The 14,352-nt window shown below is 68.7% G+C and carries 14 protein-coding genes and 1 pseudogene; 12 read left to right on the top strand and 3 right to left on the bottom strand.

Features of this window, described 5'->3' with window-relative positions:
* The coding region (locus tag G6016_RS11195) for a ComEC/Rec2 family competence protein (RefSeq protein ID WP_182632732.1) at positions 1 to 350 on the top strand (350 nt) is incomplete at its 5' end.
* Positions 351 to 534: 184 nt separating this feature from the next.
* On the top strand, positions 535 to 1,512 hold the full coding sequence (holA, locus tag G6016_RS11190; RefSeq protein ID WP_182632731.1) for a DNA polymerase III subunit delta: 978 nt from the start codon (positions 535 to 537) through the stop codon (positions 1,510 to 1,512).
* A 141-nt stretch (positions 1,513 to 1,653) separates the two neighbouring features.
* On the opposite strand, the gene rpsT is transcribed toward holA, so the two are convergent.
* Entirely contained in the window at positions 1,654 to 1,914 is a 261-nt protein-coding gene (rpsT, locus tag G6016_RS11185; protein WP_182632730.1) for a 30S ribosomal protein S20, read from the bottom strand.
* A 188-nt stretch (positions 1,915 to 2,102) separates the two neighbouring features.
* A complete protein-coding gene (locus G6016_RS11180; RefSeq protein WP_182632729.1) occupies positions 2,103 to 2,648 on the bottom strand; it encodes a type II toxin-antitoxin system PemK/MazF family toxin in 546 nt (181 codons plus the stop codon).
* Between the two features lie 34 nt (positions 2,649 to 2,682).
* Here G6016_RS11180 and G6016_RS11175 point away from each other — a divergent pair, with 34 nt between their 5' ends.
* Both G6016_RS11175 and lepA read left to right on the top strand, forming a co-directional pair.
* Entirely contained in the window at positions 2,683 to 3,459 is a 777-nt protein-coding gene (locus G6016_RS11175) for an EthD domain-containing protein (protein WP_182632733.1), read from the top strand.
* A 59-nt stretch (positions 3,460 to 3,518) separates the two neighbouring features.
* Complete coding sequence (lepA, locus tag G6016_RS11170; RefSeq protein WP_182632728.1) at positions 3,519 to 5,378, top strand: translation elongation factor 4; 1,860 nt, start codon at positions 3,519 to 3,521, stop codon at positions 5,376 to 5,378.
* 37 nt (positions 5,379 to 5,415) lie between these two features.
* On the opposite strand, the gene G6016_RS11165 is transcribed toward lepA, so the two are convergent.
* Positions 5,416 to 5,928, bottom strand: coding sequence for a CGNR zinc finger domain-containing protein (locus G6016_RS11165; protein WP_182632727.1), 513 nt, complete (start codon positions 5,926 to 5,928; stop codon positions 5,416 to 5,418).
* A gap of 26 nt (positions 5,929 to 5,954) precedes the next feature.
* Between G6016_RS11165 and G6016_RS11160 the strand changes: the two genes are divergently transcribed.
* From G6016_RS11160 to G6016_RS11130, 8 genes and pseudogenes are all read left to right on the top strand, one after another.
* Complete coding sequence (locus tag G6016_RS11160; protein ID WP_182632726.1) at positions 5,955 to 6,776, top strand: TSUP family transporter; 822 nt, start codon at positions 5,955 to 5,957, stop codon at positions 6,774 to 6,776.
* Between the two features lie 32 nt (positions 6,777 to 6,808).
* Positions 6,809 to 8,917 carry a M3 family metallopeptidase gene (locus tag G6016_RS11155; RefSeq protein WP_182632725.1) on the top strand — a complete coding sequence of 703 codons (2,109 nt, stop codon included), beginning with the start codon at positions 6,809 to 6,811 and terminating at the stop codon, positions 8,915 to 8,917.
* A 9-nt stretch (positions 8,918 to 8,926) separates the two neighbouring features.
* On the top strand, positions 8,927 to 9,136 hold the full coding sequence (locus G6016_RS11150; RefSeq protein ID WP_182632724.1) for a hypothetical protein: 210 nt from the start codon (positions 8,927 to 8,929) through the stop codon (positions 9,134 to 9,136).
* A 167-nt stretch (positions 9,137 to 9,303) separates the two neighbouring features.
* A pseudogene (locus G6016_RS17270) lies at positions 9,304 to 10,692 on the top strand (WS/DGAT/MGAT family O-acyltransferase); the annotation flags it as partial.
* The gene (locus G6016_RS17840; RefSeq protein ID WP_386848367.1) at positions 10,672 to 11,439 is read left to right on the top strand and encodes a histone H1-like repetitive region-containing protein; all 768 of its coding nucleotides are present in this window, start codon (positions 10,672 to 10,674) and stop codon (positions 11,437 to 11,439) included. The pseudogene G6016_RS17270 and the gene G6016_RS17840, both read left to right, overlap by 21 nt.
* Before the next feature lie 8 nt (positions 11,440 to 11,447).
* A complete protein-coding gene (gene hemW, locus G6016_RS11140; protein WP_380023020.1) occupies positions 11,448 to 12,653 on the top strand; it encodes a radical SAM family heme chaperone HemW in 1,206 nt (401 codons plus the stop codon).
* Positions 12,654 to 12,780: 127 nt separating this feature from the next.
* The gene (gene hrcA, locus G6016_RS11135; protein ID WP_182632721.1) at positions 12,781 to 13,821 is read left to right on the top strand and encodes a heat-inducible transcriptional repressor HrcA; all 1,041 of its coding nucleotides are present in this window, start codon (positions 12,781 to 12,783) and stop codon (positions 13,819 to 13,821) included.
* A gap of 132 nt (positions 13,822 to 13,953) precedes the next feature.
* Positions 13,954 to 14,352, top strand: a 399-nt coding sequence (locus tag G6016_RS11130; RefSeq protein WP_182632720.1) for a DnaJ domain-containing protein, incomplete at its 3' end; no start/stop codon positions are given.

The following is a 14,352-nucleotide window of genomic DNA, read 5'->3' as shown; positions in this document are numbered from 1 at the left end:
TGGTGCTCGCCGCCCGCCCGGTCGCGGAGTGGCTGCGCAGACCGTGGATTCCGGGTCGGGTCGCCGATGTCCTGGCGGTGTGCCTGGTCGCGCACGTGGCGACGTTGCCGGTGCTCGCTGCGACGGGCTTGGAGGCGGGACCCTGGGCGTTGCCAGCGAACATCGCGGTGGCGCCGGTGGTTCCGCTGGTGACCGTCCTGGGCACGCTCGCGGCTGCTGTGGGGCCGGTGTGGGAGGAGGGGGCCGTGCTGCTCGCGGCCGCGTGTGCCCCGGCGTTGTGGTGGTTGGACCTGGTGGCCGAGGTCGCCGCGGGGCTTCCGGGTTCGCCGCATTATGGCAACGACGATTAAGGCGACGACGATTGAGGCGGCGGCGATCGGGGCGGGACCGGCGCGCGGCGGCACGACCCGGCGTCGGCCGTCGCATGTCGGAGGCGCATGGCACGATGTCGGGGTACATGTTGGTGGGTCCCGCCAGGCCGCGAAGGTGGGGACCGGGTCAACGACCTGGACGACGACGACGAGGAGTTCACCCATGGCGACGGGCCCCACACCGGCTCCGCTTCATCTCGTACTCGGCGAGGACGAGTTCCTCACCGAGCGCGCCACCACGGGTGTCGTCTCGTCTGTTCGAGCCTCTACGCCTGCAGGGGAGGACCCGCCGGTCGTCTCGCGCCTGGGCGGGCCGGAGGTCACGGCGGCGCAGTTGTTCGAGTTGCTCTCGCCGTCACTGTTCGGGGAGGCGCGGATCGTGGTGATCACCGGCGCCGCGGAGCTGGGTAAGGATGCGGTCGCGGCGGTGCTCGATGCGGCTCGCGACCTGCCGGCGGAGACCGTGCTGATCGTGCAGCACACCGGTGGCGGCCGGGCCAAGACACTCGTCGCCGACCTGCGCAAGGCCGGAGCGGAGGAGCACACTGCGGGGAAGATCACCCGGCACACCGAGGTCGTGGGCTTTGTCCGGTCGGAGTTCCGGGGGCTGAACGTCCGGGTCGCGCCGGAGGCATGCGAGGCGCTCGTCGAGGCGGTGGGCACGGACCTGCGCTCGTTGGCGTCCGCGTGCGATCAGCTCGTCGCGGACACCGGCGGCAAGGTCGATGTGGAGGCGGTGCGCAAGTACCACTCAGGGGTTGTCGGCGTCAGCGGGTTCACCGTGGCCGAGCGGGCGGTGACCGGAGACGTCGCCGGTGCGATTGAAGCACTGGAGTGGGCGATGCACACCGGGGTACCGCACGTGGTCCTGGCCGATGCGTTGGCCGATGCCGTCAATTCGCTGGCGCTGGTCGGCACCCAGCGGGGCGTGGCGCCCGGCGAGCTGGCCAAGCAGGGGATCCCGCCGTGGAAGGCCAAGAAGGTCCAGGCCCAGACCCGGTACTGGTCCATCGACACCCTGGGGACCGCGCTGCAGGTGGTCGCTCGCCTCAACGGTGAGGTCAAGGGCATGGCCGAGGATTCGTCGTACGCGTTGGAGCGGGCGGTGCGGGAGGTCGGCACGCTGGCCTCTGCCACCTGACCGCGGTCTGGAGTCGCCCCGATGCACGACGAGGGCCCACCACTCATTCGGACGAATGATGGTGGGCCCTCGGAGCCACGTCGCGTCAGTGCGCGCAGACGCGGGGCTGTGCGTCTCTCACCTGCGGAGAGCGCGGGTGCCTCAGAGCTGGTTGACAGACTTGGCGAGCGCCGACTTCTTGTTGGCGGCCTGGTTCTGGTGGATGACACCCTTGCTGGCGGCCTTGTCGAGCTGACGCGAGGTCGCGACGAGCAGGGCGCCGGCCTTCTCCTTGTCGCCGGCCTCGGTGGCGGCGCGGAGGTTGCGGATAGCGGTACGCAGCGACGACTTGGTCGACTGGTTACGGAGTCGGTTGCGCTCGTTGGTGCGGTTCCGCTTGATCTGGGACTTGATGTTGGCCACTCGTCACACCTTCAGGTCGGGTGTCGACGGCTCCACAAGTGGATCCCGCCGATCGGATGTCTTCACTGTCATTTGTCCGACCGGGTACGTGAAACGTCGTCCGGTGGACACCGACGGCCCACTTTACCAGCGGGCCGGACACCGTCCAAAACGCGTGACCGGCGCTTCGGCGGCAGGCGCCGCTGTGATCAGTTCCAGCCGTAATCGCGCCGGAGGCGGTCCGCGACGGTGTTGAACTTCGGCTTGGGGCAGATCGCGCCCTCGCGGCGGATGCCCTGCTCCGGAACATCCAGTACACGGTCCAGACGAACCCAGCTAGGACGTCCCTCCGAGTCCCATGGTCCGCTACCGAGCCCGAGCCAGCCGTCGTCGTCCCACTTTTCCTGGGAGGACATCTGGAGGCCGAGCAGACGATCCCCGTCCCGGCCGACCACGAGGACCGGGCGGTCCTTGCCCCGGCCGTCGTTTTCCTCGAACGCTACCCAGGTCCACACGACCTCGCCCGGATCGGCGTGACCATCCAGGTCAGGCGCGTAGACCAGGGTGCGTGCGCGACTCGACGTCGGGGCGGTGTGGGTGGTCGCCGGACGCCCGTCGCCGTTGTTGTGCGGCGACAGGGCGGGGGAGTTGCCGCCGTCGTCGAGTTGCTTGCGTACCGCCTGGACGACTGTTGGTCCGTACTTCCGGCCCATGTGCATTGCCTTGCGGCCCATCCGGGCCCAGTCGATTGCCATGCGGACAAGCGTAACGCCCGTACCATCGGCACTCGTGGACGTACTCATGGTGGTGGTGTGGTCGGACGGCCGGGCAGGGGGTGCCGCTCAGGCGGACTCCGGCGCGTTGATCGAGGCGGTGGCGGCCGCGGTTGACGCGCCGCTGGCCGGACTCGGGGTTACCGAATACCTCGTCAACGTGCGGGACGAGCAGGTCGCCGGCGCGATGATCGACGTGCAGGTCACGCCGCTCCCGGTCCTTGCCGCCGTGCGTGTGCGGGTCCCGGCCGCCTCCGCCGCGGCGTGCGCTGAGGTGATCGAGGCGTTGGGCGCGCTCGGCGCGGTGTCCGCGTGGTCGGTGACGGCCTCCGAGCCGCTGCCCGTCGAAAGGGTGGCCAGCGAGGTGAGCGCGGCACCGGGCGGAGCCCCTGGAGGTGCGCACGCGAGGGCCCGTCGCAGTGCGGGCATGGCCAACCTGGCGTTCCTGCGACGGCCGGAACGGATCGGGCGGGACGAGTGGCTGCGCATCTGGCTCGAAGACCACACCCGGGTCGCGATCGACACCCAGTCCACCACCGGCTACACCCAGCATGTGGTCGTGCGCGCCCTCACCGAGGACGCGCCGGTGATCGACGGGATCGTCGAGGAGATCTTTCCGATCGAGGCCGCCCGTGACCTCGGGGTGTTCTTCGATTCGCGTGGCAGCGAGGACAGAATGGCGGCGAATGTCCGCGCCATGACCACTTCGACCGCCCGTTTCCTCGACCAGGGGACCGTCGATGCGGTGCCCACGGGCCGATACGTGATGAGTGTTCGCGGCCCGGTCGTGTGACAATGGGGTGATCGTCCGGACGTACCGCAATCCAGCCGCACCCGGGCCCGCCTCCAGGAGTGATCGAGATTCCCAACTTCGCAGAGACGACGTTCACCGATCCGGCCAGGATCAGGAACTTCTGCATCATCGCCCACATCGACCACGGCAAGTCGACGCTGGCCGACCGCATGCTGCAGCTCACCGGTGTGGTCGAGGAGCGCCTCATGCGCGCCCAGTACCTCGACCGGATGGACATCGAGCGCGAACGCGGGATCACCATCAAGGCGCAGAACGTGCGCCTGCCCTGGGTGCCGCGCACCGGCGCGCACGCGGGCGAGGAGATCGTCCTGCACATGATCGACACCCCCGGCCACGTGGACTTCACCTACGAGGTCTCGCGCGCGCTGGAGGCGTGTGAGGGCGCGATCCTGCTGGTGGACGCCGCACAGGGCATCGAGGCGCAGACCCTGGCCAACCTGTACCTGGCCATGGAGAACGATCTCGAGATCATCCCGGTCCTCAACAAGATCGACCTGCCGGCCGCCGACCCCGACCGGTTCGCCGACGAGATCGCCCACATCGTGGGCTGCGAGCCCGAGGACGTGCTGCGCGTATCCGGCAAGACGGGCGTGGGCGTCGAGGAACTCCTGGACAAGCTCGTCGACACCATCCCGGCGCCCGTGGGGGACCCGGACGCACCGGCGCGCGCGATGATCTTCGACTCGGTGTACGACACCTACCGCGGCGTCGTGACCTACGTGCGTGTGGTCGACGGCTCGCTCAAGCCGCGCGAGAAGCTGACCATGATGTCGACCGGCACCAACCACGAGCTGCTCGAGATCGGTGTCATCTCACCCGAGCCCAAGGCCACCAACGGTCTCGGCCCCGGCGAGGTTGGATACCTCATCACCGGTGTGAAGGACGTCCGCCAGTCCAAGGTCGGTGACACGGTGACCAGCGCCCGCGGCGGTGCGACGGAGCCGCTGCCCGGTTACGCCGAGCCCAATCCGATGGTGTTCTCCGGCCTGTACCCGATCGACGGTTCGGACTATCCGGTGCTGCGTGACGCGCTGGACAAGCTGCGCCTCAACGACGCCTCGCTGGATTACGAGCCGGAGACCTCCGTGGCTCTGGGTTTCGGTTTCCGCTGCGGCTTCCTGGGCCTGCTGCACATGGAGATCACCCGCGACCGGCTGGAGCGGGAGTTTAACCTCGACCTCATCTCCACCGCGCCGAACGTGGTCTACCGGGTGATCGCCGAGGACGGCACCGAGCATCAGGTGACCAACCCGTCCTACTGGCCCGAGGGCAAGCACCGCGAGATCTACGAGCCGATCGTCAAGTGCACGATCATCGTGCCGAGCGAGTTCGTGGGCACCACCATGGAGCTGTGCCAGTCCAAGCGTGGCGACATGCAGGGCATGGACTACCTGTCGGAGACCCGCGTCGAGCTGCGGTACGTCCTGCCGATGGGCGAGATCATCTTCGACTTCTTCGACTCCCTCAAGTCCCGCACCAAGGGCTATGCGTCGATGGACTACGAGGAGGCCGGCGAGCAGCTGGCGGACCTGGTCAAGGTCGACATCCTCCTGCAGGGCGAGGCGGTGGACGCGTTCAGCGCCATCGTGCACCGCGATTACGCGCAGGGCTACGGCAACAAGATGACCGTCAAGCTCAAGGAGCTCATCCCGCGCCAGCAGTACGAGGTGCCGGTGCAGGCCGCGATCGGCTCCAAGATCATCGCCCGCGAGAACATCCGCGCGATCCGCAAGGACGTGCTCTCCAAGTGTTACGGCGGCGATATCAGCCGTAAGCGCAAGCTGCTCGAGAAGCAGAAGGAGGGCAAGAAGCGCATGAAGTCGATCGGTCGGGTCGACGTGCCGCAGGAGGCCTTCGTGGCGGCGCTGTCGGCAGATGGCGGACCGGATAAGAAGTAGCGGACGACGGCCTGGCTGTGACAGCCCGCGCCCGCGGTCATGCTTTCGCGCGGTGCCGTCGCACCGCCGATCGGTTGTTGCACCGCGGCGAGCAGTAGGCCTTGCGGCCGTTGCGGGTGGTGTCGGCGAAGACCTGCCGGCAGTCGTCGGCGGCGCAGCGGGCGAGTCGGTCGATGCCGCGCTCGGTGAGATGTAGCGCGGTGCCGACGGAGAACATGGCGGTGAGCAGGCGGGCGAAACTCACGTCGTCGGCGCGGTAGTGGACGTGCCAGCGCCCGTCGTGGTCGGTCAGGCGGGGCGGCCCCGCGTGTTCGGCGAGGAGGGTGTTGAGGGCCTCGGCGCGGCCCCGAGGGTCGGAGGTGTCGACGACGACGAGCCACCCGTTAAGGAACGCGTCGACCTCCGCCAGGTCCCCCTCATGGGCATCCCGATCGATGGTCACACCCGCCTCCCGGCAGCGATCCACCAGTTCGCCGACGGTTCGGGGGCGGCGGTTGCTCAGGTCGGCGGCCAGGGTGACCGGATCAGCGCCGTAAGGGTTGATATACACAAACCGATTACAGCACAGTGATGGGCATGCCCCAGACCTTCGCTCAGCTCGCGGCCTCTCCGGCGCTCGGTATCTCGGTCTGGGTCCTGGCCGCGCTCGTCGTGGCGGCCTTCGTCGCGGGCTGGGTTGATTCGGTGGTCGGCGGCGGCGGACTGATCCAGCTGCCCGCTCTGGTCATCGCGCTGCCGTCCGACGCCACAACCCCGGAGGTGCTGGGGACCAACAAGCTCTCGTCGGTCGCGGGCACGTTCGTGGCGACCCTGACCTACCTGCGCAAGATCCGGGTCCCGGTGGCGATGGTCGCGCCGCTCATCGCGGCGGCGTTCGCGGGGTCGGCCGCCGGATCCTCGATCGCCCGCTTCATCCCCAAGGAGTTGCTCACCCCGATCGTGTTGGTGGCGGTCATCGTGGTGGGCGCCTACACCTGGCTCAAACCGAACCTGGGGCGAACCCACGAGGAACGCTATGTCGGCTGGTCACGGGCCTGGCTGTCAGCGCTGATCGGGCTTGTCGTGGGGTTCTACGACGGCATCCTCGGGCCGGGCACCGGGTCATTCTTCGTCATCGCAATCGTGGCGTTCCTGGGCTTCGGTTTCCTGCAGGGCACCGTCGCGGCCAAGCTCGCCAACCTCACCACCAACATCGCTTCCATCCTGGTGTTCGGGCTGCACGGTGAACTGCTGTGGATGATCGGCGGCTGCATGGCGGTGGCGAACCTCGCCGGCGGCTTCATCGGGGCGCGGATGGCGATGCGGCACGGCAACGAGTTCATCCGCAGGGTGTTCCTGCTGGTCATCACGATCTTGGCGGCGAGGCTCGCGTGGGACACGGTCTCCATGTGGGTGTAAGTCACACCCGCGGCGTCCGTAGACTCGCCGCCATGACCACCCCGAACCCCGACACCGAGCGTCACCCGCTTCTCGACGAGTCCCCGCTGCCGTACGGACTGCCGGATTTCGCGACCATACGGGACGAGGACCTGGAGCCGGCCATCCTGACCGCTATCGACGACCACGCCGCCGAGATCGCCGCCATCACCTCCAACCCGGACGACCCGACGGTGGAGAACACGGTGATCGCGCTGGAGTGCTCCGGGCAGGCACTGCACCGGGTGCTGTCCGTGTTCTACGGACTGCTCGGGCCGGACGCGACGCCGGCGCGCCTGGACGTGGACCGGGTGGTGTCGCCACTGTTGGCCGCCCACCACTCGGCGATGATGACCGATCCGGTCCTCTACGCCCGTGTAGGGGCGGTATTCTCCGCCCTGGAGGCCGGACAGCTCGAGGTGGACGACGAGACCGATCGCCTCATCCGTCGGCATCACCGCGACCTGCTGCGAGCAGGCGCCGCCCTCGACGATGACGCGCGTGCCCGGCTCACCGCGATCGACACCCGCTTGGCCGAACTCACCACTCGGTTCGGTGAGAACCTGCTGGCCTCCACCACGGAACTGGCGGTGCCGGTCACCGACGAGGCGGAACTCGCCGGCCTGCCGGAGTCCATGCGCGCCTCGCTCGCGGACTCCGCACGCCAGGCCGGGCGTGATGGCTGGTTGATCCCGCTGGGTCTTCCCACGGTGCAGCCGATCACCACCTGGCTCGACGACGCCGGGCTGCGCGGCCGGGTCATGGCGGCATCGCTGCGACGTGGCTCGACGCCCGGGCACGACAACACCCCGATCGTGCTGGAGATCGTCCGGCTCCGGGCCGAGCGTGCGCAGCTGTTGGGATTGCGCAGTCACGCGGAGCACGTGCTCGCGGTGGAGACCGCGGAAACCCCGGAGGCGGCACGCGGGCTGCTCATGGACGTCGTGGACGCGGCGGTGACCAATGCGCGCAATGAGGCCAAGGACCTACTCGGGGGCGAGGACCGCGAACTCGATCCGGCGGACTGGGCGTGGAAGTCCGAACGACTGCGTGCCACACGGTTCGACGTGGACGACGCGACTGTGCGCCCCTACTTCGAGCTGGAGACCGTGCTGCGCGATGCGGTCATGTACTCCGCCGAGAACCTGTACGGCCTGCGCTTCGTCGAGCGCACCGACCTGTCCGGCTACCTGCCCGACGTCCGCGTCATCGAGGTGTTCGACGAGCACCGCTCCGAGCCCGACGCGGGCATCGGCCTGCTGCTGCTCGACTACTACGCCCGGCCGACCAAGCGCGGCGGGGCATGGATGACCTCGTTCCGGGACCAGTCGCGACTCCTCGATTCCCGGCCCGTTGTTGTCAACGTCATGAACCTCAGCCGCCCGGCCGCGGGGGAGCCGACCCTGTTGACCATGGACGAGGTCACCACGATGTTCCATGAGTTCGGACACGCGCTGCACGGACTGCTCTCCGACGTGCAGTACCCCGTGTTCTCCGGCACCTCGGTTCCGCGCGACTTCGTCGAGTTCCCCTCGCAGGTCAACGAGATGTGGGCCCGCCGACCGGAGATGCTCGCCCACTACGCACGGCATCGCGAGACCGGCGAACCCATAGCGACAGAACTGGTGGAGCGGATGCGCGAGGCGGAGAAGTTCGGTGAGGGACAGGCCACGGTCGAATACCTCGCCGCCGCCCTGCTCGACCTGGCGTGGCATTCGTTGACCCTTGACGAAGCGCTGGCTGTCACCGATGTCGACGAGTTCGAGGCACTAGTGCTCGCCGACGCGGGACTCGATGTGCCGGGGATCGAACCCCGCTACCGTTCGCGCTACTTCCAGCATGTGTTCGCCGGCGGCTACTCCGCCGCGTACTACTCCTACTTTTGGGCAGAGGTCCTTGACGCCGATGCCGCGGAATGGTTCGTCGAGAGCGGGGGACTGCAGCGGTCCTCCGGTGACGCGATGCGCCGCGAGGTTCTCTCACGCGGCGGGGCCATCGACTTCCTGGACGCCTACCGGAGCATGCGTGGAAGCGAGCCGAATCCGGAAGCCCTGCTGCGTCGCCGGGGGTTGGACTCCTCGGTGGTCGGTGGCCGGGAATCCGTTCCCGCCGGTCGGTCATAGGGTCCGCCAGTGTCCTCCATCCTGCAGTTCTGGGATCGCCTCGAACTCTGGCTCGTCACCCTGCCCTTCCCGGTGCAGGTGGTGATCATGCTGGCGATGGGGATCCCCCTGTTCCTGGCCGTCGCAGTAGTGGTCGAGAAGGTCGCAAATATCATGGTGGACCGCTTCCGGGTGCTCGTTGCCTCCCGGCCCGCCGAGACCGGGAAGGAGGTCCGCTGATGCCCCGGTCACGTGTCACTCTCGCTCTGATCCTGCTGATTGCATTCGTCGTCGTCGCATGGCTCCTCATCGAGGTACTCTGACCCGGATCGCACGCCGGAAAATAGTGCTGTGCGCAGTCAGACGGACGGACACCGTGGAACAGACTCCGGAAGTACACTCCTCTCATGCAGCGCTTGAGTGGACTTGACGCCAGTTTCTTGTACTTCGAGACTCGGTCTCAGCTTCTCCATGTGTGTGGGCTGATCGTCCTGGATGTTTCCGAGATGCCCGGCGGGTACACGTTCGATGGTCTTCGGAGCGAGCTCGCCCGCCGGATCACCGGGATGCCGTCGTTCCGGCGCAAGCTCCACGACTCGATGCTCAACGTCGACCACCCGGTGTGGGTCGAGGACGAGGAGTTCGATGTCGACAATCACCTCCACCGGGTAGCCCTGCCCGAGCCGCGGGACGACAAGACGCTCGCCGAACTGACCGCGCACCTCGCGAGCCAGCCGATCGACCGGTCGATGCCGCTGTGGCAGATGTACGTCGTGGAAGGCCTTCAGGGCGGCCGGGTCGCCGTCTTCGCCAAGATGCACCACTCGACCGTCGATGGCGTCACGGGCGCCAACATGATGTCGCAGCTGTGCACGCTCACCCCGGACGATCCGACGCTGGACGAGGAACTGGTGAAGGAGACCGCCGGTGGCTCCGGCGCCCTGGAGCTCGCGGTCGGCGGAGCACTCTCGCGCCTGGCCACCCCGTGGCGGCTCGCCTCACTGCTGCCCGGGACGCTCGGCGTGCTGCCGTCCTGGATCAGTCGAGCCCGCAAGGGCCTGGCCATGCCGGCTCCGTTCACCGCGCCGCGCACCCCGTTCAACGGCACGATCACCGGTCATCGCACCCTCTCGTTCACGAGCGTGGAACTCGAGGACATCAAGCGGGTCAAGAACGCGTTCGGTACCACCGTCAACGACGTGGTGCTCGCCGTCTGCTCGACCGCGCTGCGCAAGTACCTCGACGGCCTGGATGCGTTGCCGACCAAGCCGCTCATCGCGATGGTCCCGATGTCGGTTCACGCGGAGGAGTCACGGCCGGGCACCAACCGGGTTTCGGGGATGTTCATGTCGCTGTCCACCGACATCGATGATCCGGTCGAACGGCTCGAGGCGATCCGCGACGCCAATATCGTCGCCAAGGACCACACCAATGGACTCGACGCGAACCTGCTGACCGACTGGGCGCAGTTCACCGCGCCCTCTGTGTTCGGTTCCGCGGTGCGCATGTACTCGCGCCTGCGGCTGTCCGAGCGCCACCCGGTCGTGCACAACCTCGTCATCTCGAACGTGCCGGGTCCCAACATCCCGCTCTACTTCCTCGGCGGCCGCATCGAGCGGATGCTGCCGCTGGGCCCGGTCTTCCACGGCGCCGGCCTGAACGCCACGGTCATGTCGATGGACGGCAAGCTGCACTTCGGGTTCATCGCCTGTAAGCGTTCGGTGCCCGACCCGTGGCCCCTGGCCGACGCCGTTGACGAGGCTCTCGCGGAGTACGTGGAGGCAGCAGCTGAGCGCGATCGCAGTGGCGCGCCCGCCGTGGTGCGCAAGACGGCTAGCGAGCTGGCCGCAGAGCGTCGCGCGCAGCGTAAGGCTGCCAAGCTGACGGCCAAGGAGTCGGGCAAGTCGGCCGGCTCGGGCGAGAAGTCCGCCGCGAAGGCTCCGGCGAAGAAGGCTCCGGCCAAGAAGGCCCCCGCGAAGAAGGCGCCAGCGAAGAAGGCCCCCGCGAAGAAGGCTCCGGCCCGTAAGGCCGTGCCCGCGGCGTCGACCGAGACCGTGACGGAGTCGTCGTCTACCGCGACCCCGGCAAAGGCTCCCGCCAAGAAGGCCCCTGCGAAGAAGGCCGCCGCCAGTAAGACTCCGGCGAATAAGGCGCCCGCGAAGAAGACTGCCGCTCAGAAGGCGCCCGCCAAGAAGGCTGCGGCGAAGAAGCCCGCCGCGGCCACGGCCCCGGCCAAGAAGGCCCCTGCGAAGAAGGCCACCACGGCCGCGTCGACGGCGCAGAAGCCCGTCGCCAGTAAGCCGGTCGCCTCCAAGCCCGCCTCCGACACCCGACCGGCGGCTACGAAGCCCGCACCGGCCGCGGCGTCCGCGTCAGCGCCCACCTCTACAGATGCTGCGTCGAAGCCGACCGGTTCCAAGCCCACCGGTGTGGCACCGTCTGCTTCGTCTCCGGCTACGGCGGCGGGCACCTCGTCCACGACAGCGCCCCGGCCCGAGTCGCGCGATGAGACCGGCTCGACCCCCGACACCGGTCAGGCGTGACCACGGACATCAACGATTCGACACGGCTCGCGCTCAATCCGCCTGAGCGCGAGCCCTCGTCGCCCTTCGGGATCTACCTCCACGTCCCGTTCTGCTCGACCCGGTGTGGGTACTGCGACTTCAACACCTACACCGCCGGCGAGCTGGGGTCGGCCACATCGCCCCTCGACTGGGAGCGGGCCTCGGCGATAGAGATCGACCGCGCGGCCGAAGTGCTCGCCCGATCCGGCTCGGCGCCGAAGGTGGACACCGTGTTCGTGGGCGGAGGCACCCCGTCGCTCGTCGGCGCCGACGTCCTCGTGGGCCTCCTGCAGCGCATCGATTCGGCGTTCGGCCTCGCACCCGGCGCCGAAGTGACGACAGAGAGCAATCCCGAGTCCACCTCGCCGGAATTCTTCGCCACGCTCCGCGAAGGCGGGTTCACCCGGATCTCGCTGGGCATGCAGTCCACGTCGGCGCGCGTGCTCAAGATCCTCGATCGAGCGCACACCCCGGGACGCCCGCAGGAGGCGGTCGCCGAGGCCGTCGCCGCCGGATTCGAGCACGTCAACCTCGACGTGATCTACGGAACCCCCGGCGAACGCGAGGACGACCTCGCCCGGACCCTGGACGCGGTCGTCGACGCCGGCGTGGACCACGTCTCCGCCTACTCGCTGATCGTCGAGGACGGCACCGCACTCGCGCGCCGCATCCGCCGGGGTGAACTGCCCGGCACGGTCGACGACGTCCTGGCCGACAGGTACGAGCAGGTGAGCGAACGACTCTCGAGGGCCGGATTCCACTGGTACGAGGTCTCCAACTTCGCGACCGACGAGTCCGGGTACTGTCGCCACAACCTCGGCTACTGGCGGGGCGGGGACTGGTGGGGTGTCGGGCCGGGCGCCCACTCCCACGTGGCCGGCGCCCGCTGGTGGAACGTCAAACACCCAGCCCGCTACGCGGCCGCCTGCGATGCCGGTGACCTGCCCGTCGACGGCGGGGAAAGGCTCAGCGACGAGGACCGGCACATCGAGCTGATCATGACCGCCCTCAGGCTCGCCGAAGGCCTGGGCCTCGACGCGTTCACCGATACCGAACAGCGGCGAGCGGACGAGCAGGTCGCGGCCGGGCTCCTGCGCCACCGCGACCCGGGCCACCCCGGAGGGCCGGGATACGCACTGACCGAGAAGGGCAGGCTGCTGGCCGACGGCGTGGTCCGTGACATCCTCCTGTGAGGAGAGCAGGCCCGGACTGGCCTAGAATCGGGCACTGAACCCGGGCGACGAAACAGACCCGGGGCAAAGAACAAGACCGGCACAGGTACCGAGAGACACGGCGATCACCGGAAGGAGGGGGCGGTCCATGTCGAGCGCGTCAGACCGTAGGACCGATGTCCTGCGCGCCATCGTCGCGGACTACATCGCCTCCCAGGAACCGGTCGGCTCCAAGGCCCTCGTCGACCGGCACTCGCTGGGAGTGTCCAGCGCGACCATCCGCAACGACATGGCGGTGCTCGAGGCCGAGGGCTTCATCGTCCAGCCCCACACCAGCTCGGGGCGGGTGCCCACGGAGAAGGGCTACCGCCATTTCGTCGACTCCATCGAGGAGATCACGCCGCTGTCGCGGGCCGAGCGCAGGGCGATCCGCGCATTCCTGGAGGGAGCCGTCGATCTGGACGACGTGCTCCGGCGGGCCGTACGACTGCTCTCGCAGCTCACCCGGCAGGTCGCGGTGGTCCAGTACCCGGTCCTTGATCGCTCCACGGTGCGCCACCTCGAGGTGGTGAGCCTGACGCCGACCCGGCTATTGCTGGTGCTCATCACCGACACCGGGCGCGTGGATCAACGGACGGTCGAGCTCACGGCTCCGCTCAGCGAGGAGCACCTCGCTGAGGTCCGCACCCTGCTGTCGGAGACCGTCGCGGACAGAAAGCTCGCCGACGCCTCCGCGGAGCTCGCGGCCATCGGGGAGCGGGCCCGGCCCGAGTACCGCGATGCGGTGGAACACTGCGTCACCGTGCTCGTCGACACGCTGGTCGAGCACCCGGACGACCGAATCGTGCTCGGCGGCACCGCCAACCTCACCCGCAGCGCGGCCGATTTCGACGGCTCGCTGCGGTCGGTCCTGGAGGCGCTGGAGGAGCAGGTCGTGATCCTGCGGCTGCTCACCTCAGCGCAGTCCGTCGGCAGTGGCGGGACGGGCGGGGTCACGGTGCAGATCGGCGCCGAGACCCAGGCGTCCGAGATCCGCGGGGCCTCGGTGGTGTCCTCGCAGTACGGCGCGGAAGGCCACGCGTTAGGCGGGATGGGGGTGCTGGGCCCCACCCGGATGGACTATCCGGGAACAATCGCGTCGGTCGCCGCTGTTGCCCACTACGTGGGCGAGATTCTCGGCGGGCGCTGACACCCGTACGCTCGTCAGGAACCAGGGCGCAGGCAGCCGGGGCACCGCACGCGGTGCAGGTGACGCCGTGAGCCCAGTAAGGACATCCGGCACCCGGGTGCTGGAAGAGAACGCATTAACGAAAGGTCAGACGTGTCACGCGACTACTACGGGACCCTCGGGGTCGATAGGGGCGCCTCGGAGTCCGAGATCAAGCGCGCCTACCGCAAGCTCGCCCGCGAGCTCCACCCTGACGTCAACCCGTCCGACGAGGCGCGTGAGCGGTTCAGCGAGATCACCGCGATCTACGAGGTCCTCACCGACCCGGAGAAGCGTCGCATCGTCGACATGGGCGGCGACCCGCTCGATTCCGGCGGCGGCGGTGGCGGCGGCGGCTTCGGCGGAGGGTTCGGCAGCGGCGGCCTGGGCGATGTGTTCGAGGCCTTCTTCGGCGGTGGCGGCGGAGGTGGCGGACGTGGCCCGCGCAGCCGCGTCCAGCCCGGCTCGGACGCCCTCATCCGCGTCAACCTGACCCTGGACGAGTGCGCGACC

Origin of the sequence: Dietzia aerolata (genome assembly GCF_014144865.1) — a bacterium.
Classification (GTDB): domain Bacteria; phylum Actinomycetota; class Actinomycetes; order Mycobacteriales; family Mycobacteriaceae; genus Dietzia; species Dietzia aerolata.
This window is presented reverse-complemented; position numbering and strand designations above follow the sequence as displayed.